The sequence below is a fragment of the Clostridia bacterium genome, assembly GCA_035628995.1.
GTDB lineage: Bacteria > Bacillota > Clostridia > Lutisporales > Lutisporaceae > BRH-c25.
This window is the reverse complement of sequence record DASPIR010000017.1, coordinates 1-24635: the sequence shown is the minus strand read 5'-3', so window position 1 is coordinate 24635 and position 24635 is coordinate 1. Positions and strand designations below refer to the sequence as shown.

Genomic DNA, 24635 nt, shown 5'->3' with positions numbered 1-24635 from the left:
AATACAGTGCGCTTTATGTTGATGTGCTATTGAGTTCTTAAGATGCTTTAATATCTTTTATATATCCTATTGCCATACAAACCTTCAGCAATCCACAGCAGCACGACCAAAGCGGAAAAGTCCAGCAGTGCACTGTGCAGGATACTATAGCTCCCTAGTCGGGAAGCTACCCCAGCCTTTTCTGCTATAAATTCAAGTGCTAATGTAATTATAGAAAAAAGTATCACATTTACAAGTTTTCGGCTGAATCCGGGTTTCATGTAGTGAATGTATACTATTGCCGCTCCTCCTCCCCACAGCAAGTGGAATAAAGGAGCACCTAAGACGTTGACCACCGGGTTGTTATACTGGTACAAATTAAGAGAAGTAATATAAACATCAACTATGGTTAATCCTATAACTCCCAATACAGCCACCGGAATTAGTTCCTTGATGCGTTTTGGCTTAATAAATATAAGCACAAAAACCCATGTAACTGCAAAATAAAATACATGTGTATACTTCAATATTTGCATATTATCTCACCTCACAAATATATTGAGGTAATTTGTTAATAATTATGCAAGCCCTTCCTATACATTCTGCCTATCCCTTTATCTCCATGCTTAAGAGTCCTGATTTCATCACTGCCTTTCGTATTATCGGATTGTACATAAAGGGTGATTTCAAATTCTTGACAAGGATATTTCTTTTCAGTGAAGCAACGTTCTTTTTATAATTGCCTATAAAGTCATCCAGACCGCTCTCTAAGCTCTGCGCCAGAGCAAGGGCACTTCTCATTGAGTAGCTCATACCCTCTGCCGAGCTGGGGCTTATCCAGCCTGCCGCTTCTCCGATAAGTGCTATCCTGCCTCTTCCTGTGCATATCTGATCAAGCTTAACAGGTCTATATATGAAAGCACCTTTGGTCTTTATACTTTTACCTAATTTATAATTATAATTTCTCATCTTTTCCTTTAGAAGATTAAACTTTCCCCATGCATCCTCGCCATATGGAATTGCGGTACCCACAAGCAAGCAATCCTCTTTGGGAATTGTCCACGAGTAAAAGTCTGTGATTTGGCTGTCAAATATTGATGAAAAGTAAGGCAGCGCGTTATCAAACTTAAGCCATTCCTGTATAGACGTATAAAGCTTTGGAGCAGCTTCAGCGGGGAATGCCTGCTTTCTTACTACCGACGAGGCTCCATCTGCTCCTACAAGCATGTTCGCATATTCCACATATTCCTTACCGTTTTGAATATAGCTTACCTTGAACCTGTCATCCTCCTCTTCATATCTCTTAAACAAGCAGCCGCATCTAATATCTACTTCATCCGGAATCAGCGAAACCATCCACTGGTCAAATTTCTCCCTGTCAACATTTATGTAATGTCTCTGGTAGTATCTTTCTATGGAGTTCTGCATATCGATTGTTCTTACAGTAAAAAGCTGTGGTCCAACCAGTACGTCCTTAGGCACTCCCAGACCCAAAGTCGCCAGCATATGCTGAGCATCAGGCGCAATAAGCCCGCCGCAGCATTTTTCGAAGGTCCTCCTTAATGATGTTTCGATAAGCTGCCTTTTGTCCAGCATAAGTACTTTATATCTTTTTCCTATTAGCCTTGCCAGTGTGGCCCCTGCGGGTCCAGCGCCGACAATTATAACATCATACATAAAATATACCTCTCTACATTAATAAGCTTCTAATAAATATTTTATTATAGTACCTGTAAATATACCATTGGTTATTAAAGGGGGTAATAAATAACCAAACTTACCTTTGCAAGCTTATTGCCCGAATTATGATAGGTGTGGGATTTATCGGCCTTAAATCTGATTGAGTCTCCCTCTTTTATTGAATACTCCTCATCGTTTACTCTAATAGTCAATTCACCATCAAATACCGTTATAAACTCCTGAGTGCCTTCGGGGTGAGCATCAGCACTTAAATATCCGCCTTTCTCAATCTCTACAGAATATACCTCAAAACGCCGTCCATCCTCATAGGGGAAGTATGGGTAAAGTCGATACTTTCCATTATCCTCAATAAGAGGCTCTATTTCACTTCGATTTATAATAACGGTATCCTGCTGTGGAGTGTTAATAAGAGAAGTGAAGGAAATTTTGAGGCCGTTAGCTATTTTCCAGACTGTAGTTATAGTTGGGTTTGACTCTCCTCTTTCTATCTGTCCGAGCATGCTCTTGCTTACGCCGGTAAACTCTGCTACCTTGTCCAGGCTTAACTTCTTTTCTTCACGTATGCTTTTTAGGTTTCTGGCAACTACCTCATTTAAGTTTTCCAAAATAAATGTTTCCTCCTCTATTGTATTCTATAACGCACATGTTGTATAATTATAGCATACACTCGTTATAACGCACTTTATGTATAGTATATCATATTTTCGGAGGTCAATGAGATGATTAACTTAGTTCCTTTTCTTTCGTATGTATTTGTCACAACCTTTACTCCTGGCCCTAATAACATAATGTCGATGACAAATGCCAACCGGGATGGCTTCAAAAAGACAATCAATTTCAATCTTGGCGTTTTTGCAGGTTTTATGGTCATTATGCTGGCATGCAGCTATTTCAATCTGCTGTTGTTCAACCTTATACCAAGAGTAAAAATCATTATGGCCATCATAGGATCAATATATATGATCTATCTGGCATATAATATCTACACCAACAAACATGTTGAAGGAGAAAACGATAATACCCATATGAATTCATTTCTTACTGGATTTTTGCTGCAATTTGTTAATCCAAAGGTTATATTATATGGAATCACAGCTATTTCCAGCTTCATAATACCCTATTACAATACACATGCAGCACTGATGCTATTCTCACTCCTGCTGGCTTTTGTGGGGTTTGTCTCAACAACTTGCTGGGCCTTGTTCGGTGCATTGTTTCAAAAGTTCTTATCGAAATACAGAAAAGCTTTTAATATAACAATGAGCCTCCTGTTATTGTATTGTGCTGTAGCTATTTTTGAAATGATATTATAGTACTTGCTAATCAACCTCTATAAGCCTTATGTCATAATGGCAGCCAATTACTTGGCTGCTTTTCTTTTTCTTGGAGTTTAGAAACATGTTAAGTTGACATAAATTTAACAATGTACTATAATTAGATCTATCTTGTATACAATATACAAGTATTTTGTTATAATCATTTTATTCATAGGAGTTGTTATTATGATAATTCAGGTTTGCATAGGAAGCGCCTGTCATCTAAAAGGCGCATACAACGTCATAAATAGTCTTCAGAAGCTTATCAATGAAAAGAGCCTTCAGGACATTATAACTTTAAGAGCAGCTTTCTGTCTGGGCTGCTGTACCAGTGCTGTTTCGGTGCAGATAGATGATGGTCCGGTACTTTCAGTATGTGACAATACTGTTGGGCAGTTTTTTGATGAGCATGTCGCTGGGAGGTTTTAATATTGAACCTCATTAATTTCTCTAAAGCGAACTGTAAGAACTGCTATCGATGTCTGCGCTCCTGCCCGGTAAAAGCAATCCAGATAAAGGATGAGCAGGCTAATATAATGGAAGACCGCTGCATTGCCTGTGGCCATTGCCTGTCCGTGTGTCCCCAGGATGCAAGAAACATAAGAAGTGATCTTAATCAAATCAAAGCTTATATTGCCGAAGGCAAAACTGTTATAGCAAGTCTTGCTCCCAGCTTTGCAGGAGCATTCGAGATGTCAGACCCCGGGCAAATGGATACCGCTCTGAAACAGCTTGGCTTTTCTATTGTTGAAGAAACCGCCTCAGGGGCTGACGTTGTGACGATGCTGTATAATGAGTATTTGACCGAAAGTGACCAGACTAATCTTATTACCACCTGTTGTCCTTCTGCCAACTATTTAATAGAAAAGTACCACCCTTCTCTTATTCCGCTTATGATACCTATTGCATCCCCTATGCTGGTCCACGGACGACTTTTAAAGCATACACTAGGTTCAGATATCTGCGTAGTTTTTATTGGTCCTTGTGTGGCAAAAAAAGCTGAGGCATTTGGCATGCAATATAATGGTTCAATAGATGCTGTATTGACCTTTGAGGAACTAAGTCAATGGCTGTTCGAAGAGGATATTGATTTGAAGCAGCTGCCCCCTTCTGGCTTTGATCATAGGGCTTCATCCAAAGGGCGTCAGTATCCCATTTCAGGAGGAGTTGTAGGAAGCCTTCCAACCGCTGGACGTAATAAGAGCTATGAACTCCTGAAGGTTGACGGTATAAACAAATGCCTGGAGGTTTTTCAGGCCTTGGAGAAGGGGCTGCTTGAAAATGTCTGCGTAGAGGTAAGCATTTGCGAAGGGAGCTGCCTGGGAGGGCCGGGAATGCCTAAGGATAATAGAAACCACTTCAAATGCTATCAACGTGTCAGAGAATATTCAAAGAAGCAGGAAGCCTCAAGCTATGGTTATTACGAGACAGATGCATTACTTGATTCCATAAGCTTCTCGAAGGAATTCCATGATAAAGCCTTAAGGAATTCTCCTGCATCAGAGGAAGATTTGGTAAGAGTACTTTCCAGAATGGGGAAGTACACACCTGCTGACGAGCTCAACTGTGGAGCTTGCGGTTATAACAGCTGCCGGGAAAAGGCAAAGGCTGTAATTGACGGCATGGCGGAAATGTCCATGTGTCTGCCCTATATGAGAAGCAAGGCAGAAAGCTTGTCAAACGTCATATTCGAGCATTCCCCGAATATTATCATGCTTGTGGACGAGGAACTGCGGGTTAAGGAGTTCAACCCCACAGCAGAAAGACTTTTCAATATAAGCGCCATTGGTGCAAAGGACAAGCCTGTAAGCCTCTTAATGGATGACTCGGATTTTGTGAAGGTTATTGAAACAAGACAGGGCATTTATAAGCAGAAGGTGCGATTTTCACAATATGATTTGGTTTTTATGATGAATCTGGTTTACCTGGAAAAGCAGAACCTTATACTGGCTATCATGATGGATGTAACACTGGATGAGAAGCATAAGGAAGAGCTTACACGGGTAAAGCAGAATACCCTTGAAGCCGCTCAAAAGGTAATTACGAAGCAAATGCGGGTGGCTCAGGAAATTGCTGGACTATTGGGAGAAACAACTGCAGAGACCAAAGTAATACTTACCAAGCTAAAGGAAATAGTTATTGGAGAAGCCGGTGATTTAGAATGAGTTATTTTATTGATATAGCCTATAATAGTTTGAATAAATATGGTGAAGAGCTCTGCGGAGACAAGGTCGAGATAGTACGCACCGAGGACAGCGTGATAATTGTCATCTCCGATGGCTTGGGCAGCGGCGTAAAGGCGAATATTCTCGCTACCCTTACCTGTAAGATTGCAGCCACTATGCTTAAGGAAGGCGCAAGCATTTTTGAGACTGTGGATACCATCATTCAGACCTTGCCTGTATGCAGCGTACGAAAGCTTGCATATTCAACCTTTACAATAATAAAAATTCATGAGAGCGGGCAGGTATATGTAGCCGAATATGACAATCCGCCAATATTCCTCCTGCACAAAGGGAAAAATCAGACCGACATGCAAAATACTGCGATTTTGGTGAATGACCGTATAGTAAAGGAAAGCTCCTTCCTTATGAGCGAGGGTGATGCGCTTACTGTTGTCAGCGACGGTGTAGTTCATGCCGGCGTAGGTGGAATTCTAAATCTGGGCTGGCAGTGGGGGAACATAGAAGAATACTTGGAACGCCAAGCTTGTATAGAGAAATGTGCAGCTAATATATCAAAGAGTCTTATTGAGGCATGCCACAACCTTTATGAGAGCAGGCCGGGGGATGATGCCACAGTGGTCACGGTAAAGCTCCGACAGTCCGAAGAAGTAGACTTGTTTACAGGCCCTCCATTGAACCCCGAAGATGATGCCTGGATTATCAAAAAGCTTAAGCAGGCCAAAGGCAGGAGAGTAGTTTGCGGCGGGACAGCTGCTAAAATTGCTGCACGTGAGTTAAATCAGGAAATAGTAACAAATATGGATTTTTTTGATCTGGAGGTACCTCCTACCGCATCTATAAAGGGAATAGACCTGGTGACCGAAGGTGTGCTCACTTTACGAAAGACCGTTGATAAAATTAAAGCGTATATCAATAGCAGCGCTAACCGTGAGGGCCGCTGCAGCTTCGACAAGCTGGATGGTGCCTCTCAACTGGCAAAGCTCCTGATAGAGGATTGCACCCACTTGAATATCTGGGTGGGCAAAGCGGTAAATCCTGCTCACCAAAATCCTGACTTTCCTATAGATCTTGGAATAAAGCTCAAAGTGGTTGCAGAACTGGCAGATCTTATGGAGCGCTTAGGAAAAAGGATTCAACTAACTTATATTTAACTTGTGGGGTATATGAAATGAGAAAATTTGAGACAGATGTACAATTGATAAAATATGAAGTTCTTCGCGGTGTAGCAGAGCTGGCTTTGGAAGGTTCACTGGATGAAAAGCTTGGGGCACTTCCGAAAATAATCGCTCCCGGGCCTAAGCCGAGGATAAGGTGCTGCATTCATAAGGAACGCGCCATAATGGAGCAGAGGATAAAGCTGGCAACCGGAGGCAGCGCGGATAATCCAAATATAATTGAAGTGATGGACATTGCCTGTGATGAGTGTCCAATTTACCGCTTCACAGTAACAGAAGCCTGCCGCGGATGCCTGGCACACCGCTGTTCCGAAGCGTGCCCTGTGGGTGCTATACAGCATGTTAGCGGAAGAGCATATATTAACCCCAATAAGTGCATAGAATGCGGCAAATGCAAAGCAGTATGCCCTTACAATGCCATTTCTGATGTTATGCGCCCTTGTAAGAAAGCGTGCCCTACACACGCTCTTAACTTTGATGATGATAAAAAGGCAATAATTGATAATGAAAAATGCATTCAGTGTGGTGCCTGTGCTTATCAATGTCCATTTGGAGCTATTGCAGACAAGTCCTTCATAGTAAATGTCATTGAGGAGCTGAAGGAGGCTGCGCACAATAATAGCATAAGGCTTTACGCCGTTATAGCTCCCTCCATCTCCAGCCAGTTTGACAATGCAACTATAGGACAAGTAATCAAAGGGATAAAGCAGATGGGGTTCCATGATGTGGTAGAAGTAGCCCTTGGAGCAGACATGGTGGCGATGCATGAGACAAAAGAGCTTGCGGCAGCGGTTGGCAAGAAGAAGTTTGTAACAAGCTCCTGCTGTCCTTCCTTTGTAAGATATATTGAGAAGTTTTATCCTACATTGAAGAATAATATATCTGATTCGGTATCCCCAATGATTGCCATCTCAAGGCTGATTAAGTCCATGGATGATAAAGCCCGCATTGTATTCATAGGACCTTGCACATCCAAGAAAGCAGAAATCATGAGAGATGAGCTTAAGGGTGATACAGAATATGTATTAACTTTCGAGGAATTATGCGCAATGTTGGATGCCATGGAAGTAGACATAGAGAACTGCGAGGAAGCTGTACTTGATAATGCCTCTTTCTTTGGCAGGATATTTGCCCGCACAGGCGGTTTGACAGAAGCAGTCAGGCATGTCATAGAATCAGAGAACCTTGAGCTGGACTTCCGCCCTGTTGTATGTGATGGCATAGCTGAATGTGATAAAGCGTTAAAGCTCGCCAAGTTTAACCGCCTGAAAGAAAACTTTATCGAAGGTATGACCTGTGTAAATGGCTGTATCGGAGGCGCAGCCTCCTTGTGCCACGGCCCCAAGGACAAGAGCGAGGTTGACAAGCACGGGAAAATGGCTGTTGAGAAAGATATAAAAGGCTCATTGCGAATGTTTAATATGGAAAATATTAATCTAAGCAGGAAAACAGCTGAATAATATAAAGCCCTCCGTTCCTGCACAAAACAGGATCGGGGGGCTTTATCACTATTTCCAGTTCTTCAAAATCTCTTGTACAGACCGGTTCGCTTCCTTTGAGAATGCACTGTCGAATTTTTTTATGTACATGTGCTGCCCATAGTTCTCTGCTCCTTTTATTGAGCCGTTGCTCCCGAACAGTCTGTCATTTGTACTCTTAAACATGTCATCGAATTCTTCCTTGCTGAGCCTTCTGTATTTATCCTTAAACACCACATATTCCTGCTTGTATCTTTCCGGCTGCGGCCTTTCCTTCTGCTGCTCTGTAGGATACCCAAAGCAAACCATTGCAATTGGAAATACATATTGCGGCAAATCGAACAATTCTCTATGTTCTTCGTAGTTCTCCATTATGTCCCCTATGTAGCAGGTACCGATTCCCATGGACTCCGCTGCAACTACTGCAGCATGAGCAGCAATCAGAGCATCACAGCAAGCAAGGAGCAAGTCTCCTTCCTCTGGCTTCCTCAGCGGTTCGCCTTTCTCCTTGCAAAGCTCAGGCACTCCTGCTACCATGAAGTAGTCAAACCACCTCTGATAGTCTGCAAGAAACAGCAGCACAAAAGGAGCCTTGGCTATAAAGGGCTGATCATCACAAGTTCTTACCAATACTTCCCTGGATTTCTGATCAGCGACCTCCACTATGGAATACAGCATCTGATTGCCTGCCGTTGGAGCCCTCATGGCTGACTTTATAATTGTCTCCTTAATCTCTTCCGGGATTGCCCTCTCCTCATATGCCCTGACTGACTTCCTGCTTAAAAGTGACTCAATAACCTGATTCATATTAACCCCTCCGCAATTTTATTCATTATCCGTCATCAGACGGCTCTCATAGATATTTTTGCTCCCATAAATGAAAAAGCCTTGACATCTCTCAAGGCTTTAATAACTCTAAAACAATCGTGTTAATATCCAAACTGCCACGCATAAACCCATTAAGCCAGCAGCAATCATAATTACCTTATTCCCTGAGGATTCCTGCTTCTGCCTTGTATGCGCATGTACCGTCCTATTTTCAAATACTGCATGGATATCTTCTTTTATCTCTTCCTTAGTTTCCTCCGCGCTAACTGCAATCTGTTCTCCAGGAATCGCTGTCTTCTCTTCCTGCTTTACCTCATCCTGCACTACTCCATCAAAAAGTCCTTGCACTTCCGAAGCCTTGAAGAATTTCCTGTTGCCGAACTTCAATACATAGTCCTCAGGACCAATATCGCCTTTTTTCGCCATTTCAACAATATCCTCATAGGTAAAAGGCCCATGCTCCTTGTTGTCCTTCCTATAATGCCATACGTACTTTTTTACGTCCCCTATGCTTTCACTACTGATTTTATACATTAGCTTCACCGCCAATCTTTATTCGCTCATACATCATACCTAAATTATACCATTAAACGACAGATTCTGAAATCATTTATTTATTTTATAGTGGATAACTCCGTTATCTGGCATATATACTCACATTGAATACAATGGTCTTTATTAGAGATACTAGTTCTTGATGGACTTAACCATTGAAAAAGTGACATTTACTGATAAATGGGGTGTGCACAATAGATCCAAGTACTCAGTTAATTCTTGAATATGAAAAACTATTATATAAAGCAAACTTTCAGTATTGGGTAAATAATGTTGCCTTTACTCCTAGATGGTGGATTCTCTTAGGATTACTTGTTGTTCCCTGGATTGCGTGGTACAGCTTGGTAGATAAAAAGAGGATAGTAGAAATGCTTGTTTATGGCGCTCTAATGTCTGGCATCATTTTATTAATTGATGAAATAGGCAGTGAGTTAACTTTATGGGCTTACCCAGTGAAGATTACACCATTATTCCCTCATTTAATGCCCCTGAACTATTCTTTAGCACCTATTATTTATATGTTGCTTTATCAATACTTCCCCAAATGGAAGAGCTTTATAATTGCAGCTGTTATTACTTCAACTGTTCTTACTCTCATTTTGCTGCCACTGGCAACACGGTGGAGCTTTCTTATATTATTAAAATGGAAATACGTATACTCAACGTTTATATTCATAATAGCGGCACTTATTTCAAAATTGTTTATTGAGACAGTGAATACTATCGAGAATAAGTCAGCAACATAAACATTTAACTCGTAATTTTCTATATAATGATAAAAATAGAAGGTGTATCATGACGCCAGAGCAACAGGTAATAGTTAATCTACAAAAGCTTTTGCATCAAGTGAGATTTAGTGACTGGATAAATAACGATATATTTACTTTCGGATGGTGGGTTCTTTTATTATCCCTTATTATCCCATGGTTTATATGGTATCGTTTAGTAGATAAAGGCAGACTTAAAGAAATGCTTCTTTACCTGGCTATGACATCAAGCATAGCCATTCTGTTGGATGAGATTGGTTCAACCCTTACTATGTGGGTTTATCCAGTTAAAGTAATACCAATTCTTCCACGTTTAATTCCGGCTAATTATTCAATGGTACCCATTATATTCGTACTCATATATCAATACTTTCCTAAGTGGAAATCGTTTATCATTGCTAACATAATCCTTACATTTGTTTTTTCATTCATTCTGGAGCCTATCCTTGTTTGGATGAACCTTTACGATTTAATAACCTGGAAATATATTTACTCTATTCCAACGTACTTATTTACCGCTATACTCTTAAAATGGTTTATTGAAAAAATAAAACTCATACAGGAGAATGCTAAGGGTTTCAAGAGCGATAGAGAAGTTTAAAGTGCCCGACAGCCCGTCCAGACTTTCCATGCCCTCGATGATCCAGCGCATAAACATGATATTTCCCAGATTTGTGAAAGAATATAAAAATAGCACCCTTAGCAGGGTGCTATTTTTATATTAGGAGTTTTTTTATTGTAATAATTTATGCTGAATTGCACATAGTTTTATACTCACAAGATCATTAATAAACAAATACCTCGAAAATATTGGATAGAAAGTAGCGGCAGACTTATTATTTGATGCAGGCTTCCAGAACCTTTAAGAATTCTTTGCAGTCTTCTTCGTAGATTTCGCCCATGTTAGCGACTTGGAACATGCCCATATCCAGATATTTTCCTTTACCGCTGTACACCACATAACCGTGGTCTTCCATATCTTTCAGGAACGTATTCAGATCCTTGCCTTCTGGTAGGAATACGGAGGTAACGGTATTGGACATATATTTTTCAGGAAGGAGCATTTTCAGCCCCAAGTCATGCATGCCGGTGCGGAGGATGGAGGCACATTTTTTATAACGCATGATCTGCTGATCCAGTCCTTCCTCCAGAATATTCGTCAGAGCTTGATTTAACGCCCAGAAGAGGGTAACGTTCGGCGTGTTTGGCGTCTGATGGCTTTCTTTTGCACTTGCATAATGTTTTGCCAAGTTTAGATATACATTCTTGCCCTGTTCCTTAGTAATGGATTTCAGGACTTCTTCCTTTGCACATACATATGCGGAGCCAGGGAATGCACCAACGCATTTGCCGCCTACTGATGAGGTAAATGTGATATTATTTTCCACCACATCAATATACTCCCCAGCTGCAGCGGATACGGAATCTACATAAAACCACTTATTGTATTTCTTACATAGAGCGCCCACTTCTTTGACTGGATTAATCATACCAGTCGAGGTTTCATGGAATACCATGGCAACTACCTTGACCTTTGGGTTTGCCGCAATCAATTCTTCTATTTTTGCTAAATCCGGATACTCAGACCATTCAAAGGAAGCCTCTACTATAGGCACTTCATATTTACGAAGTATATCTTCCAGTCTTTCTCCGAATACGCCATTTTTGACTAGCAGTGCTTGATCACCATTCTGAAAAACAGAGGAAAGTACTGTTTCGTTTGCGGATGTACCAGAACCTGAAATTATTACAGAGTAGTAGCTGTCATCGGCATTGAACAGCGTATTGATCTTTTTTTGCATGTCTTCAAAAAGTGTCTCAAATTCTGCCCCACGGTGGCAGATGTCATAATGAAGCAGCGCCTCGCGAACATTGTCCTTTACCATAACAGGACCCGGACTAAATAATTTTGGTTTACTCAATGAAAAACATCTCCCTTCAGATATTACATATATATAAGTTAATCTTGAATCCAGTTTTTTGACCGTTCTACGGCACGATGCCAGTTGTAGAGAAGAGATTCTCGTTCGTCGGAGCCCATCTTTGGTTCAAAACGCTTGGCCAACTTCCAATTGTCCGCAAGTTCATGGATGGATTTGAATTCACCGATGCCTAGGGCTGCCAGATAAGCTGCGCCCAAAGCTGTGGACTCATTGATTTCCGGAATATCCACGGCAATACCTAAAATATCAGCTTGGAATTGCATCAGGAAATTGTTGACTACGGCTCCACCGTCTGCCCGCATGATTTTAATTGGAATACTGGCATCCATGTTCATAACGTCTAGATTATCTTTGACTTGATATGCTATGGCTTCCAGTGTGGCACGTACGATCTCTTCTCTTGAAGTGCCGCCGGTAATACCAATCATCATACCTCGAGCATAAGAGTCCCAGTGAGGCGCGGCAAGTCCTGAGAAAGCAGGGACAAAGTAAACGCCTCCATTGCTTTTAGCAGCTACGGCCATTTCCTCTGTCTGAGAAGCCTTTTCAATAATTTTGATGCCGTCCTTGAGCCATTGGGTTGCTGCACCGGCAATGTAGATGCCGCCATCTAAAGCGAAGGTCATCTTGCCGTTTAGGCCCCAGGCGACGGTGGTCAGAAGTCCGTTTTTCGAATATACTGGTTTGTCTCCTGTGTTCATAAGCATAAAGCATCCTGTTCCGTATGTGGTTTTGATGCTTCCCGGAGTGTAGCAGGCCTGTCCAAACAGTGCGGCCTGTTGGTCTACGACAGAACCGGAAATGGGAATTTTAGCACCGAAGAAGTCCAAAGGATCGGTGTATCCGTATACCATTGAACTATCGCAGATTTCCGGCAAGATGCGCTTGTCTATCTCTAGAATATTTAAAATATCTTCATCCCATTGACCGGTATGTATATTGAGGAGCATCGTTCGGGAAGCGGTGGAATAGTCAGTAATATGAATCCGACCGTGAGTCATTTTCCAAATCATCCAAGTATCCAGAGTACCTGCAATAATCCTGCCTTCCCGGGCCTTCTCTTTCGCACCTGGAACATTATCTAAAATCCATTTGATTTTGGTCGCACTAAAATAGGCGTCGATCATTAACCCTGTTTTTTTCCGGACTAATTCACCATGTTTTTCAGTTAAAGAATCTGCATAGCGGGCAGTACGGCGGTCCTGCCAAACAATGGCATTGTAGATAGGTACGCCGGTTAACTTATCCCATAGGAGTACGGTTTCTCCTTGATTATCAAGACCAATACAGGCAATTTCTTCGGGCTTTGCATCGGCCTCGGTCATAGCCATCTGTATTGATTCTAAAATTGCTCTCCATATTTCCATAGGGTCATGCTCAATCCATCCGGGCTTTGGATAGTATTGTGTGTGTGTTTTATTCCCTCTGGCTGCAACGTTCCATTCTGAATCCAAGAGCAAGGCTGTGGTACTTGTAGTACCTTGGTCAAGACCTAAATAAAATTTTTTGGCCACGCCAATTCCTCCTTTAAAATGATTGTGCTGTACCGCTTTTTTGGTATACCATGTGAAATAAATGAATATTATGTTGTAATCATCTTAAGATGATGCAATCACAGAAATTGTCTTACGGTATTAATTTGGGAACGTTGGAAAGATCTAACCCTTCAAATCCAAATTTGCTCAGCGTACCGGTCGTGCAATGTAAAAAACGTTGGTAACAGCGGTTCATGTGTGCATGATCGAAGAATCCGCTATCCAATGCTGTATCTAGTATAATTCTATCAGGCTTAATTTCAATCTCTTCCAATTGCTCAAGAGAAAACTGAAACCTCATGATTTCTGCGTATAGCTTTGGAGATATTCCCACCCATTGATCAAATAGTTTTCCAATATAACGTTCGCTAAAGCCAGCCTCCTTAGAAAGATCAGAGATTTTTATATTTCCTTTTCTGTCGTATATTTTGTCTACACAATAGTTCAGTAAGTAATGTGCTTCTTTTTTATCGAGATACTGTGGACGCATAGTTTTGGAAAAGGCAAGTAAGCGTTCTGAAAATGCTGAAGACTTTGCGAAAGCGGAAAAGAGAAGACTGTAATTAGGGAGCACTTCCGACAAAGAACAGGAGCGGTTAGTATATGTACGGATCGGCTCCCGCAAAAAAGGACGAACTCCACCGGGGAGGTAACGGGCTATAAAGGCAATCTCATTTTCATGGAGTATGATTTTTTGAATCTCCTCGATTACTCCGCATAAATAACCCCGGATTTCACCCTTGTTGAGAATTATAATAATAGAGACACACCCATCTGGAATGATTGGAAATTCAAATCCATCTCCAGGCACACCAGTAAGGTTTGGTGAAATTTCTAAAAAATCCGCAACAAAAGTATAGAGAGGATGTCCGAATGTGACCTCTAATTCTTCATGTGTACAGGAATCCAAGCGAGTCTTGTACGGAACGTATTTGGCTTTTCTTCTGTTTGAGGACAGATATTGCCTGTCACTGATAATGTATGACATATTACTGCTTCCGCTCCTTTTTGCTGCTTTTACTATAGTCTATATTAGGATTAAATTATTAACTAGTACAAATCGGAACATGTCCAAATTCACTTTCAGTTTATCATTTTAAAAAAAAATAATCAATTTCCGATTTGTGCTAGTGGGACAATTATCCCAGAGAGTATAATTATAGCAGGTGATAATGTGACAGAAAATTGCAAATTTCGATATATAACTTTTTTCTGCAACATTTTTCACAAAACTACATTTTTTCATAAAAATAAAATTTCTATGAAAATTTTATTTTTATGAAACTCACTCATATCTATTTTATTAAATTAGGAGGTTGGAGAATGAACGTATCTGACAAGCAATTAACTCGTGCCCTTGGATTACCCGAGTGCGTCACCATCACAACCGGTGCTGTAATTGGTGTAGGTCTGTTCACAGTTGGTTCTTCACAAGTGGGTGTAATGGGAAGTTCCGTTATACTGGCAACTATTTTGGCATTCTTGTTGGTACTGTGGCCCGCTGCTATTTATGGTGAATTGGGAGCAACTCTTCCTTTAGCCGGCGGTACATATGCCTATGCTAGGCGTGCAATTAACTACCCTACAGCCGTATTCTGCAGCTGGCATTATACGGTTGCTCAAATCGGCATCGGTGGTTCTGAAGCTTTGGCTTTCGCCAACTATTTTGGATGGCTGCTAAAGGCAGTTGGAGTTGATTATGAATTTGACAGCAGAATCATAGCCAGTGTCATGATGGTCTTCTTCGTTGTAATTAATTACAAAGGCATCGAATTTGCCGGAAAATGGCAGAACGCTTTCATGTACTTCTTCTGGGGAGCATCCCTCGTATGGTTCGCAATGGTAATCAAAGATATGCAGTTCCAAAACTTTGTTCCGTTGTTGCAGGGCGTACCGCATGAAGTCACTGCATTTGCAAAGGTCATAGTTATGGTATGGTGGTGCTTTGCAGGATTTGAAACTGTTGTAGGTATGGGTGCAGAAGTAAAGTTCCCGCAGATCACAATTCCTCGCGCATTGGTCATTTCTCCATTTATCGTATTTGGTGTGAACGCTCTGTTCCAGTGGTTCTTAGTAGGACTTACTCCACTGGCTAGCCAGGCTATGTTAGCAACCGCAGGAGCTCCGTTTGCAGAGGCTATGCAGCTTGCTGGTATCATTGGAATTCCGTTCATTGTATTGTGTCTCGGAATTACCTTCGGTGGTGACTTCTCCACAATGAATCCTTGTGTAGCCGGCCCTGCAAGATACATGTACATTATGGCTCAGGACGGTTGTTTCCCTAAGGTATTCGGAAAGATTCATCCGAAGTACAAGAGCCCTCATTTCGCAGTAGTAGTCGTTGGTATTATAGCTATACTATTAATTGCAACCGGCTCTATAGCTATCATTGCTGCAATGTGTGCATTTTCTCAGATGATTGCTTACATTATCGGTTACATTTCTTATATCATGCTATATAAAAAAGAACCGAATCTCGAAAGACCATTCAAAGTACCCTTTGGTGTATTTGGTGCATACTTCAGTATCGTCACATATGCCGGCTTAATGGTACTGGCTGTAGATTGGACCGCTCTTCCTTACAACATTATCTTGTCGGTGATATGCTTGGGTTATTACTTCATTTTTGTAAGAAAGAGACCAATTCCGCAGGAATCTATTGATTTGGAATTGCTCACATTACAGACCACTCCTCCGACTGTAGCGGAAAAAGCTGCATTAGACAAGCAGTTCAATGTTTGGAGAAACTCAGCATACGGCATATTCGTTTTAGCGCTGATAATCTTCGCACTGGGATATATACTCTAAATACAGAAGTTCAGTTTTTAGGACAATACCTCGCAACTTTGTATACAAGGTTGCGAGGTATTTGTATCTATGTCAAATGTTGAAGAAATTAGAGTGGCAGGCACCAAAGTTATTTGAGATTTACTCATAAATAACTCTAGTGCCTGCCACTTATCTCATACATCTATAAATTTAATTGAGAATAAATCAGCTATAGTTGTTAATCCATTTGGATTAACGAAAGCAACATAATCAGGTCCAACATCTTTTAAAACTCCGGTTTTATGAATCAACTTGTTTGTGCCAATCAGAAAATCAATACTGACTTTTTTACCAATAAACTTTTTCAGGTAGTTTGGAAAATTTGTTGCGCCTACTTGCTCTCTGGCAGTATCCATTATATCGCCTCTTATTTTCAAAATTAGTGCACTATACATACTATGCAAGCGAAAATAAAGTGTTACTAAAGATCATCGGCGAAGGGTGAATATCTTAATAAAAAACTTATGTGGCACTTAGCTTTTATTAGTCTTTTGATGCTATTTATTATTTGATAAATCAATCCACCCATCACTTGAATCATTAATAAATTCAATCATTATTTTCCCATAATTAATTGATAGTTCATAAGTATATTCGCCTTTAAAATATGCTACATCAGTCAACTCTTTATAAACTGACTTTAAAGAATTAATATCTAAATACCATTTGAAATTATCACTTTCATTGATTGATTTATAAATATTAAATTGCTCCTTATCCTTTGTAGCTACTACCACGGTATTTGTAGAAACGCTCTCACCTGAATAGATACCTGGCTCATCAACGCTAATTACATCTCCCTTAATAAATGTTTCTGAAAGTTTTATATTTGCTACAATCTTTAATCCATTCAGATCTACCTTCTGGAGTTCTTTAGTTTTCTTATTGTATTGCCATAAATATGAATATTTGTACGAAGCAAGTGATGAATTAAGTAATTTATAGACAGTCCCATCATTAAGCGAATTCAACACAATTGACTTCTTACTATCATTAACAAGGGTAGCTGTATCATCCAGATTATCGTAATATATGCTGCCATCAATAGCGTCAATTAAGGCCCATCCCAAAGTTGCAGTATGGTCATAATGTGATTCATAAGTATGGACACTATAATAATAATTGTTATCGTATTCAATTACTCCATCTATTGCATTAATTATGGATACTTTATAATTGCCTTCTTCAATTAATTCAGTTTCATGGCTCTCGCCAAATTCATTTGTCATTAATTTTGTAGCTTGTTCAAGATTAATCTTAATGTTTTCAGCGTTAGGAAACATTTTAAAATACTTGTCCATATTTTTATAGGATATTTTTATGTATTTTTTATCATTAATATCTCCTTCTACATTGACTTCATATTTATCGCTTACTAACTTATAGCTCCAATATCCATTTGACTTTAAGACTTCTACTAACATTTGCTCAAAAGTTTCCTTTTCTTGCAACGCTGAATATGCTGGAAAATTGCAATAAATTACTGGATATGTCTTATTACTAAGAAACTCTACTTTCGTTACATTTACACCATAGTCAGACAAGACTAACTTTACAGGATGATTCCATGTATCAATATCAGTTATTGTTACTACGCTGTCAGAAGCATAAACGCTAATCATACTCAAAAGTAGAACTATAACTAGAAAGCATATTCTTTTCATTGCAAAACCTTCTTTCTATTCTTTTATAAAAGTGAATTAATAAAATCATTTCACAAAAGTTTTCTTAACCCTATTTGATTTCATAAAGTATGATTCCGAAATTGGTGCCAGGTACAGCACTTAAGAACTTATTATAACAATATGTTCTTAAGTGCTGTACCTGGCACTAACTATCTTATTTTAGCGATTGCCCTTAAGTACTTTTCGGCATTTGGATTGTAATTCTTCTGTGTCTCAAAATTTCTATTATCCATAATTCTAATATTACTCATTTTATCTACCTTAAATTCTCGCCATACTGGTAATTTATATCTCTCACTTGATTGACCTTCTGTTTGAAATAAATCAAGTAAAACATTACCCGTTTTTAGGTGTTCATACATTGCATGAGGATTGCCACTTCTCATTGTTCCTATTGGGTCGGCATCGCTTTTGTAGTCAAATGTGATTACCTTTCTTTCTCCTATTGCCTTTATAATAAGAGTTTCATTATTTTGATTACGCATATACAATCGCCTTCCTTCTATTCCCATATTATCACATAGTAGAAAGGTGGACAATTAATGATGTAAAAGTAATCCACAAAATAAAAGAGCCTATTGGCTCTCATAAATAATATATTAATACGGATCTGGATCGTCTATATTTGACTTTCAGTCTGGGCGTGGATCATCCACATGTGACCATTCTTTTGGTTCAGGGTCAGTACCACCTGAGTGAGTAATTCTGTTTTTATGGCTTGATGGGGTCTCTATATGTTTGCTTAAATGGTCCTCAAAAGACTCTTTCTTCTTAGTATCCTTGCCACCGCCTTTTATGACTCCAAACTTCTTATGCGGGTCGTCATCATCAGATTTATACACATAAATCACCCCTTTGTATGGTATTATTCTCCACATTTGGGCCTATCCCTGCACATCATATAACATTGTCTCGATTTTTTAATCGTTCTACTGATAGAAATGTAGCTTGTTTATTTCTATCAGTGTTGCCAATATTGATATTCGGACTTCGGCAACAGCTCACTCGATTCTTAACTCTTCTTCAACTTAGGCTTATAAGTACCTTTTAGGACCCTGCATACTGTCGAGTAATCAATCTGAATACCATAAACCGTTTTGTTGCAATCTCTCTACAAGACAATTTCTTACCCGGTAAGGTATGCCATTCCTGCAGTGCATTAATTTTGTCTATAATATCCTCGCTTATATTAGAAGTTCTATGGCACGGCTTCTGTTGCCGATGTTGATTTATAGGCTTCGGCAACTCTTTTTTCTCTACCAAATCCGGAGCATGTCTTGCCAGGTATAGCCTGGTACAAACAAGCAGAAACTCATAGCCATCTGCTTTCACTTTAGCTTCATTAAATATGGTGTCAGGCACCGCAGTTTCGCACTTATTTTATTAGGTCCCTACTTACCGCGGATTCTGTTATGCCTATATCGCACTCCGCTTATTTTATCTATAGTTCCCCCAAATAATATACCCCCTGACATTATAGTATCAGAAGGTGTATCTATAGTAAATATTTACCTTAATATATGCGAGCGGTGCCTAGCACTCACTATTCACTGGGACATACATTCGCAACAAACTATCTTATGAATAGTGGAGATATTTTCAGCTTTCAGCATATCCTAGGACATACTTCTCTTCAAATGGTACGGAAATATTCTCAATTAGCTTCGGCATATGTGCTAAATAACTATAAAAAGTTCTCACCACTAGATAACATATATATGAAAAAACAGCAATCATAAAAAAAGCACTCGTAATGAGTGCTTTTTATTATGCAAAAATTCCGTTTTTAATATGTTCCCAAGTCTCATTACTCATGCATCCATAATAGTTTTCTGTAATTTCAACAATAAATAATAAATCGTTATCTGATTGTAAGACTGGTTTAATACTATTATATATATCCACCGAACTCAAACTTGTTTTAACAAGCCATACTGATTCTAAAGGGTGACACCAATAGCTACCTAATTGTTTTATAGTCTCATAGAAAGTCTCATAATTCTGTACAGGTTTAATCAAGTCATATGTGATTAAATATCTGGCCATTTTAAATTCTCCTTTGCTAATTCTTGAATCATTCATATTGCACAAAATTAGGGTTTCGTGCAATACCACAAATGGAATTTGGGTATATTTTTTAATAGTTGGTAAATTATAGTACTGGATAAGCTGCCAGTCACTTATCCAGAAAATTTTAGTATTTAAGCGACTTTAATCCATATAGGCCAAGCCTTTTTTCCATAGTCACGAGCATATATTTTATTGCCAGTAGTTGGGTCAATGCGCCATGCACGGAATATAAGTATGTAGTTACCATCCGGCTTTTTAACCATATTTAAATCCTTTCTATGTAGAAAGAACATTATTGCGCAGAGCATCAGAGTATGGTATTATTTATATATGCGAAATATCAATAATACTGGCCCATATTCTTATGGGCTCCGTGGGAATCTACATATTCCCATCAGCAACAATGCCAGGCTTTATTAACCGCCTGGTAGTTTTTTTGTTTTTGTATTGCACATAATAAACCTCCTCAAAAATTATTTTCATCCGTTCATTCTAATCATCGTCTGATTCAGTATCGTTAGATGAATCAAAATCATCCATTGGATTCGTTAGATCTATTATCAACAACTCATCATCTGAATCCCAATCGGCAATATACTTATATGTATTTCTTATCTTAAAGTCAATTTCCTTTTTATTTATCAGATACTTTATAAAGTCCTTATTCCCTATTCTTACATATCCATTGCGCTCTTTTTTTATAAATTCGAATGATTTACTATTTGCGTCGTCATTTATCGGTTTCATTCCCACTACTTTGCTTTTTTCATCGTAGCCTATCATTAATCTTTTGGGTTTGCCTAATAATTCAACAGTTGCGCTATTGAAAGTAATGCCATAAGGTGCAATTGTAATAATCGGGGCTCTTGCATTAGGTGTACTCCATAAAAAACTGTATTTCATAATTTTCACCTCCAATGGATAACTAATCCATTAATCTGATTTTATTATACCACTGTTGTTGCAAAAGTCAACTCTATAGCCACAATAAAATACGTCTTTTATCGTAATTTCATTCTTTTATGTACGTTTCATAGTCGTCTTGCGTTTTTTGTATGCTACAGTTTACATTTTTATAAGTGGGTTTTATTCAAAATAGAAGCGTAAAACTCGTCTCATGTATTTTTGTGACTGATAGTATCTATTTATATCAACTTTATAACGAGTGCATCTTGATTATTTGATTAATAACCTAAATTCGTTTTCGTCAATCTGACTACCCTAAAAGCAAAAATCTTTAATTAATTTTTCCAAAGTACAAAAACAAAAAACCTTGATTTCTCAAGGTTTATATCAATCGATAATATGGTGTGCCCGACAGGAGTCGAACCTGCGACCTTCTGATTCGTAGTCAGACGCTCTATCCAGCTGAGCTACGGGCACATTTTTCATTTTGAAGTTCATTTTTTATTATAATCAAATACATATGATAAGTCAATGTATAATACAGGCTTTTTAGTAATTAATACGCATGCCGTCTACTGCTAAATCCTTAATCCAGAGAAACTTTCTAATGAAAATGCGTATTCCATCGTTTTTGGCTTGGATATCTTTTCTTAGGTATACACTTATTTCATCAACGCTATATAGATCAAACTTTTCAGCTTTTTCAGGCTTGCCCAACAGGATTGCCGGGCTTTGTACAGAAGCGCAGCAGTTTCCGCCTGTTGACTGTATATGAAGTATTACTGAGTTATCCTCGGAATGTTTCTTGATATATTCTACTGCATCCTTTTCGATAATAATATTCATAACCTACACCTCATTCATATCATATTTATTTTCAACAAAAAAGCCCGCAAAATATTCAATTTTACGAGCTCTATCTTTATTATATCAGAATTCGTTTAAACCTTCTGAGATTTATTCTTCTATGCTGCTTTCCGCTTCTCTTCCTGTCTTTTTTGATTTCTGTATTACATATATACCTGTCAGAACCAAAGCAATAGGTATTATGCTTCTCTTGATAGACCAGTACAGATTGCCTCCGAAAATGTTTTGCAGCACTGAGTGTTCAAAAGCATTTGCAACTCCCAGCACACCTAGGACAAGCATTATTATGCCGACTATCTTCTTGTTTGCTATAATAATATTGTAATCGAATATTGTATTGTCTTCTACAACCTCTCCCTTTCTAAGCCTTCTTCTTATGGCGTAGCTGTCAAAGAAGCTGAAAAACCAAGTGGGTATTATGATAAGCGGTATCATGCTTTCTGTATTTATATAGCTGAACAGTACTATACCCGCTATAAATCCGAACATCAGCTGAAAGCCTCTTTTGAAAAGGTTCATATACATTTGGGCTGCTCCCGGTACTACAGCAAAGCAGAAGAACGCAAAGCTTTCAAAGAAGCCTCCCTTATAATATTGAGCATTATCTGCGAACACTGACTTCTGGATACAGCTGCTGCATATCTTGTTTCCGTTCACATCCACTGAGCATTCTTCACATATTGGCTGCTTGCATTTATCGCAGATGAATTTTGCTTCTGATTCTTTATGGTATTTACAATTCATATTAATTTCCTCCCTCTTTCTCTCTTTCTATTCTCCCTGTAATCCCATCCAACTCTGTTATTCTCTTTGTGAACTTATCCAAGCCTTGGTTTAACGAGCTGAAGGGATGATTTATCTTTTCTGTGATGTTTCCCTTTGTATTATCCCATTCATTCTGCATATTCACTATGTTATCAGCGGGAGCTACATTTATGAACAAGAGTATCAAACCTGCTGCAACAAGGCTCATTCCCCAGTTTGCCAGCTCTCCAAGGGTGTTCTTATAAACCTTCTTGTACTTCTTTAGGTCTATGGAAGCCATTATTGAGGATTTCAAATCCATAGGCGGCATTACATTTTCCTGGAAGCCGGACTTCAGGAATACTTTTATCTCCTTGATCTCTTCCACTTCTCTTCTGCATTTGTCACAAGTCTTTAGATGCCTTGTTATTGCGTGACATTCCAGTTCACTCAATCTGCCGCTTGCATATTCATGAAGACTATTTCCGTATTCACTGCAGCACATGTTTTTCACCTCCACAAATCAATTCTTCCAACCTAAGCTTCAGAAGGTTCTTACCTCTATAAAGTCTCGTCTCTATGGTACGCTTGGGAACATCGGTTATATCTGATATTTCCTGAGGACTGAAGTCTTCAAAATAATATAGTATGATTACGGTCTTATAAATCTCCGGCAGGTCTTCAACTACTTTCCTTATATACGCTTTGTTCTCCTGCTTTATAAAAGCTTCTTCAGGTCCTCCGCCGCTGTCTGCTATAGTATCATATATGTCAATTTCATCATCGCTGTTGTCATAGATGGTCGATATTGTTTGCAGCCTCTTCTTCCTCGTCCAGTCTATGCACCGGTTCACTGCAATCCTATACAGCCACGTGGAGAAGGAAGCTTTGTTCTTGTAGCTCTGCAGGTTGTTGTAGAGTTTTATGAATATCTCCTGAGTGAGATCTCGTGTTTCCTCATGGTCATGGGTATAGCTGTAGACGGTGGAGAATACCTTGGACTGGTACCTGTCGACTATAACAGAAAACAGCTCAGTCTTGCCTTTCACTATATACGAAACCAGTTCTTCGTCTTTCAACCTACCACTTCCTTATCCACTCATCTATATGTTAATACGATGCAATTCAGCCCCACACTTCAAGAGTCATAAAAAAAGAACAAATAATTGTTCTTTTCTATTTGAAGTATTCCATAACTTCATCAAAGCTGTGAATATATCCTTCAGTCATCTCTATTAGCTTATCCTTTGACTCCTCAGAAACCTCGTCAGCCATGGCAAATACCTTCATACCGGCCGATTTGGCAGCCATTACGCCGGAGACAGTATCCTCGAACACCAGACAATGCTGTGGTTCCAAGCCCATGTCCTCTGCCACCTTCAGGTATACATCCGGATGAGGCTTTCCCTTGTTAACCTCACAGGAGGTCCTTATAATGGAGAAATATTGCCTTATGCCGTGATTTTCCAGCATATTATCCACAAGCTCTCGTGAGTTGCTGGTAGCTATACCTATTGTAAACCCTTTATCGTAGAGCAGTTTCAGAAACTCCTTCGCTCCGCTTTTTAGCTTAATATGAAATTTGTAATAGTCCTCAGCCATGAGCCGCCATTCTTCCTTTATCTCGTCCAGGGAGTCGGTCAGATCAAACCTGGCTTTAAAATATATTGCAGTTTCAGAATAGCTCATCCCCTCTATTTCGGACTGCAGTCTCTCAGGAAGTGGGATTCCTCTCTTACCCAGGAACTCTATGTCCACTTGCTTCCATATCCACATGGAATCTATAAGGGTGCCATCAACATCAAATATTACAGCCTTTATATCTTCGTACATACATCCTCCAAATTTCTTAAATTGTTATTCTATATATTCCAACTAAATTCATTACATACTAGTAAAATAATGTGACACAGGGGAACGGAGGAACGGGTACCACTGAACACACGGATGTTCCACGGATTCCTACGGAATTGCACGGTTAATTTTATATAATATATAGCGACATTAGAGAGTTTTGATACTTACTCTTTATCGATTATTACTTATGTTTCAGAATATTTTTTCCCACCGT

28 protein-coding genes and 1 tRNA gene are annotated in these 24635 nt (G+C 39.3%); 8 read left to right on the top strand and 21 right to left on the bottom strand.

Annotation, left to right across the window (positions count from 1 at the left end; translation table 11 throughout):
• Nucleotides 1-47: 47 nt before the first annotated feature.
• The 3 genes from VEB00_05260 to VEB00_05250 all read right to left on the bottom strand — a co-directional run bounded on the left by VEB00_05260 (nt 48) and on the right by VEB00_05250 (nt 2285).
• The gene (locus VEB00_05260; GenBank protein ID HYF82421.1) at nt 48-515 is read right to left on the bottom strand and encodes a hypothetical protein; all 468 of its coding nucleotides are present in this window, start codon (nt 513-515) and stop codon (nt 48-50) included.
• Between the two features lie 70 nt (nt 516-585).
• Complete coding sequence (locus tag VEB00_05255; GenBank protein ID HYF82420.1) at nt 586-1656, bottom strand: FAD-binding protein; 1071 nt, start codon at nt 1654-1656, stop codon at nt 586-588.
• Between the two features lie 74 nt (nt 1657-1730).
• Nucleotides 1731-2285 carry an XRE family transcriptional regulator gene (locus VEB00_05250; GenBank protein HYF82419.1) on the bottom strand — a complete coding sequence of 185 codons (555 nt, stop codon included), beginning with the start codon at nt 2283-2285 and terminating at the stop codon, nt 1731-1733.
• 117 nt (nt 2286-2402) lie between these two features.
• Between VEB00_05250 and VEB00_05245 the strand changes: the two genes are divergently transcribed.
• The 5 genes from VEB00_05245 to VEB00_05225 all read left to right on the top strand — a co-directional run bounded on the left by VEB00_05245 (nt 2403) and on the right by VEB00_05225 (nt 7817).
• Complete coding sequence (locus VEB00_05245; GenBank protein HYF82418.1) at nt 2403-2993, top strand: LysE family transporter; 591 nt, start codon at nt 2403-2405, stop codon at nt 2991-2993.
• A gap of 189 nt (nt 2994-3182) precedes the next feature.
• On the top strand, nt 3183-3425 hold the full coding sequence (locus VEB00_05240; protein ID HYF82417.1) for an NAD(P)H-dependent oxidoreductase subunit E: 243 nt from the start codon (nt 3183-3185) through the stop codon (nt 3423-3425).
• Nucleotides 3426-3427: 2 nt separating this feature from the next.
• The gene (locus VEB00_05235) at nt 3428-5161 is read left to right on the top strand and encodes a [Fe-Fe] hydrogenase large subunit C-terminal domain-containing protein (protein ID HYF82416.1); all 1734 of its coding nucleotides are present in this window, start codon (nt 3428-3430) and stop codon (nt 5159-5161) included.
• Nucleotides 5158-6333 (top strand): SpoIIE family protein phosphatase, encoded by a 1176-nt coding sequence (locus VEB00_05230; protein HYF82415.1) that lies wholly within the window; start codon nt 5158-5160, stop codon nt 6331-6333. The genes VEB00_05235 and VEB00_05230 overlap by 4 nt, the downstream gene beginning before the upstream one ends.
• 17 nt (nt 6334-6350) lie before the next feature.
• Nucleotides 6351-7817: a 4Fe-4S dicluster domain-containing protein gene (locus VEB00_05225; protein HYF82414.1), complete on the top strand. Its 1467-nt coding sequence runs from the start codon at nt 6351-6353 to the stop codon at nt 7815-7817.
• Between the two features lie 48 nt (nt 7818-7865).
• Here the strand turns inward: VEB00_05225 and VEB00_05220 are convergent, their stop codons facing one another.
• Together VEB00_05220 and VEB00_05215 are read right to left on the bottom strand one after the other, a co-directional pair.
• Nucleotides 7866-8642: a nitroreductase family protein gene (locus tag VEB00_05220; GenBank protein ID HYF82413.1), complete on the bottom strand. Its 777-nt coding sequence runs from the start codon at nt 8640-8642 to the stop codon at nt 7866-7868.
• Between the two features lie 108 nt (nt 8643-8750).
• Complete coding sequence (locus VEB00_05215) at nt 8751-9197, bottom strand: DUF4339 domain-containing protein (GenBank protein ID HYF82412.1); 447 nt, start codon at nt 9195-9197, stop codon at nt 8751-8753.
• Nucleotides 9198-9559: 362 nt separating this feature from the next.
• On the opposite strand from VEB00_05215, the gene VEB00_05210 reads away from it, so the two are divergent.
• Both VEB00_05210 and VEB00_05205 read left to right on the top strand, forming a co-directional pair.
• Nucleotides 9560-9964: a CBO0543 family protein gene (locus VEB00_05210; protein HYF82411.1), complete on the top strand. Its 405-nt coding sequence runs from the start codon at nt 9560-9562 to the stop codon at nt 9962-9964.
• A 49-nt stretch (nt 9965-10013) separates the two neighbouring features.
• Entirely contained in the window at nt 10014-10586 is a 573-nt protein-coding gene (locus VEB00_05205; protein ID HYF82410.1) for a CBO0543 family protein, read from the top strand.
• Between the two features lie 235 nt (nt 10587-10821).
• Here the strand turns inward: VEB00_05205 and VEB00_05200 are convergent, their stop codons facing one another.
• The 3 genes from VEB00_05200 to VEB00_05190 all read right to left on the bottom strand — a co-directional run bounded on the left by VEB00_05200 (nt 10822) and on the right by VEB00_05190 (nt 14451).
• A complete protein-coding gene (locus VEB00_05200) occupies nt 10822-11907 on the bottom strand; it encodes an aminotransferase class V-fold PLP-dependent enzyme (protein HYF82409.1) in 1086 nt (361 codons plus the stop codon).
• 38 nt (nt 11908-11945) lie between these two features.
• Entirely contained in the window at nt 11946-13442 is a 1497-nt protein-coding gene (glpK, locus tag VEB00_05195; protein HYF82408.1) for a glycerol kinase GlpK, read from the bottom strand.
• A gap of 112 nt (nt 13443-13554) precedes the next feature.
• Entirely contained in the window at nt 13555-14451 is an 897-nt protein-coding gene (locus VEB00_05190; GenBank protein ID HYF82407.1) for a helix-turn-helix domain-containing protein, read from the bottom strand.
• A 335-nt stretch (nt 14452-14786) separates the two neighbouring features.
• Between VEB00_05190 and VEB00_05185 the strand changes: the two genes are divergently transcribed.
• Nucleotides 14787-16271, top strand: a complete 1485-nt coding sequence (locus tag VEB00_05185) for an APC family permease (protein HYF82406.1) — start codon at nt 14787-14789, stop codon at nt 16269-16271.
• A gap of 155 nt (nt 16272-16426) precedes the next feature.
• Here VEB00_05185 and VEB00_05180 read toward each other — a convergent pair whose 3' ends face one another.
• The 13 genes from VEB00_05180 to VEB00_05120 form a co-directional block, all read right to left on the bottom strand.
• A complete protein-coding gene (locus VEB00_05180) occupies nt 16427-16648 on the bottom strand; it encodes a hypothetical protein (GenBank protein HYF82405.1) in 222 nt (73 codons plus the stop codon).
• A 141-nt stretch (nt 16649-16789) separates the two neighbouring features.
• A complete protein-coding gene (locus VEB00_05175) occupies nt 16790-17956 on the bottom strand; it encodes a hypothetical protein (protein ID HYF82404.1) in 1167 nt (388 codons plus the stop codon).
• A gap of 170 nt (nt 17957-18126) precedes the next feature.
• Nucleotides 18127-18462, bottom strand: a complete 336-nt coding sequence (locus tag VEB00_05170; GenBank protein ID HYF82403.1) for a hypothetical protein — start codon at nt 18460-18462, stop codon at nt 18127-18129.
• Nucleotides 18463-18609: 147 nt separating this feature from the next.
• Nucleotides 18610-18819, bottom strand: coding sequence for a hypothetical protein (locus VEB00_05165; protein ID HYF82402.1), 210 nt, complete (start codon nt 18817-18819; stop codon nt 18610-18612).
• 205 nt (nt 18820-19024) lie between these two features.
• Nucleotides 19025-19339 carry a hypothetical protein gene (locus VEB00_05160; GenBank protein HYF82401.1) on the bottom strand — a complete coding sequence of 105 codons (315 nt, stop codon included), beginning with the start codon at nt 19337-19339 and terminating at the stop codon, nt 19025-19027.
• 405 nt (nt 19340-19744) lie between these two features.
• Nucleotides 19745-20023, bottom strand: coding sequence for a hypothetical protein (locus VEB00_05155; protein ID HYF82400.1), 279 nt, complete (start codon nt 20021-20023; stop codon nt 19745-19747).
• A gap of 516 nt (nt 20024-20539) precedes the next feature.
• Nucleotides 20540-20950 carry a hypothetical protein gene (locus tag VEB00_05150; GenBank protein HYF82399.1) on the bottom strand — a complete coding sequence of 137 codons (411 nt, stop codon included), beginning with the start codon at nt 20948-20950 and terminating at the stop codon, nt 20540-20542.
• A gap of 403 nt (nt 20951-21353) precedes the next feature.
• Nucleotides 21354-21430, bottom strand: a tRNA-Arg gene (locus tag VEB00_05145).
• A 72-nt stretch (nt 21431-21502) separates the two neighbouring features.
• Nucleotides 21503-21799, bottom strand: a complete 297-nt coding sequence (locus VEB00_05140) for a CC/Se motif family (seleno)protein (protein ID HYF82398.1) — start codon at nt 21797-21799, stop codon at nt 21503-21505.
• Between the two features lie 111 nt (nt 21800-21910).
• Nucleotides 21911-22564 carry a B-box zinc finger protein gene (locus VEB00_05135; protein HYF82397.1) on the bottom strand — a complete coding sequence of 218 codons (654 nt, stop codon included), beginning with the start codon at nt 22562-22564 and terminating at the stop codon, nt 21911-21913.
• Between the two features lies 1 nt (nt 22565).
• The gene (locus VEB00_05130) at nt 22566-23069 is read right to left on the bottom strand and encodes a zf-HC2 domain-containing protein (GenBank protein ID HYF82396.1); all 504 of its coding nucleotides are present in this window, start codon (nt 23067-23069) and stop codon (nt 22566-22568) included.
• Nucleotides 23056-23643 carry a sigma-70 family RNA polymerase sigma factor gene (locus VEB00_05125; protein HYF82395.1) on the bottom strand — a complete coding sequence of 196 codons (588 nt, stop codon included), beginning with the start codon at nt 23641-23643 and terminating at the stop codon, nt 23056-23058. The genes VEB00_05130 and VEB00_05125 overlap by 14 nt, the downstream gene beginning before the upstream one ends.
• A gap of 97 nt (nt 23644-23740) precedes the next feature.
• On the bottom strand, nt 23741-24397 hold the full coding sequence (locus tag VEB00_05120; GenBank protein ID HYF82394.1) for an HAD family phosphatase: 657 nt from the start codon (nt 24395-24397) through the stop codon (nt 23741-23743).
• Between the last annotated feature and the right edge of the window lie 238 nt (nt 24398-24635).

Bases quoted from the DNA above. Each gene is read 5' to 3' on its own strand.
- VEB00_05215 (HYF82412.1), bottom strand. From the start codon at position 9,197: ATGTATAAAATCAGTAGTGAAAGCATAGGGGACGTAAAAAAGTACGTA.
- VEB00_05150 (HYF82399.1), bottom strand. From the start codon at position 20,950: ATGAAATACAGTTTTTTATGGAGTACACCTAATGCAAGAGCCCCGATT.
- VEB00_05260 (HYF82421.1), bottom strand. From the start codon at position 515: ATGCAAATATTGAAGTATACACATGTATTTTATTTTGCAGTTACATGG.
- VEB00_05180 (HYF82405.1), bottom strand. From the start codon at position 16,648: ATGGATACTGCCAGAGAGCAAGTAGGCGCAACAAATTTTCCAAACTAC.
- VEB00_05155 (HYF82400.1), bottom strand. From the start codon at position 20,023: ATGGCCAGATATTTAATCACATATGACTTGATTAAACCTGTACAGAAT.
- VEB00_05170 (HYF82403.1), bottom strand. From the start codon at position 18,462: ATGCGTAATCAAAATAATGAAACTCTTATTATAAAGGCAATAGGAGAA.
- VEB00_05220 (HYF82413.1), bottom strand. From the start codon at position 8,642: ATGAATCAGGTTATTGAGTCACTTTTAAGCAGGAAGTCAGTCAGGGCA.
- VEB00_05135 (HYF82397.1), bottom strand. From the start codon at position 22,564: ATGAATTGTAAATACCATAAAGAATCAGAAGCAAAATTCATCTGCGAT.
- VEB00_05175 (HYF82404.1), bottom strand. From the start codon at position 17,956: ATGAAAAGAATATGCTTTCTAGTTATAGTTCTACTTTTGAGTATGATT.
- VEB00_05130 (HYF82396.1), bottom strand. From the start codon at position 23,069: ATGTGCTGCAGTGAATACGGAAATAGTCTTCATGAATATGCAAGCGGC.
- VEB00_05185 (HYF82406.1), top strand. From the start codon at position 14,787: ATGAACGTATCTGACAAGCAATTAACTCGTGCCCTTGGATTACCCGAG.
- VEB00_05190 (HYF82407.1), bottom strand. From the start codon at position 14,451: ATGTCATACATTATCAGTGACAGGCAATATCTGTCCTCAAACAGAAGA.
- VEB00_05140 (HYF82398.1), bottom strand. From the start codon at position 21,799: ATGAATATTATTATCGAAAAGGATGCAGTAGAATATATCAAGAAACAT.
- VEB00_05255 (HYF82420.1), bottom strand. From the start codon at position 1,656: ATGTATGATGTTATAATTGTCGGCGCTGGACCCGCAGGGGCCACACTG.
- VEB00_05240 (HYF82417.1), top strand. From the start codon at position 3,183: ATGATAATTCAGGTTTGCATAGGAAGCGCCTGTCATCTAAAAGGCGCA.
- VEB00_05205 (HYF82410.1), top strand. From the start codon at position 10,014: ATGACGCCAGAGCAACAGGTAATAGTTAATCTACAAAAGCTTTTGCAT.
- VEB00_05230 (HYF82415.1), top strand. From the start codon at position 5,158: ATGAGTTATTTTATTGATATAGCCTATAATAGTTTGAATAAATATGGT.
- VEB00_05120 (HYF82394.1), bottom strand. From the start codon at position 24,397: ATGTACGAAGATATAAAGGCTGTAATATTTGATGTTGATGGCACCCTT.
- VEB00_05225 (HYF82414.1), top strand. From the start codon at position 6,351: ATGAGAAAATTTGAGACAGATGTACAATTGATAAAATATGAAGTTCTT.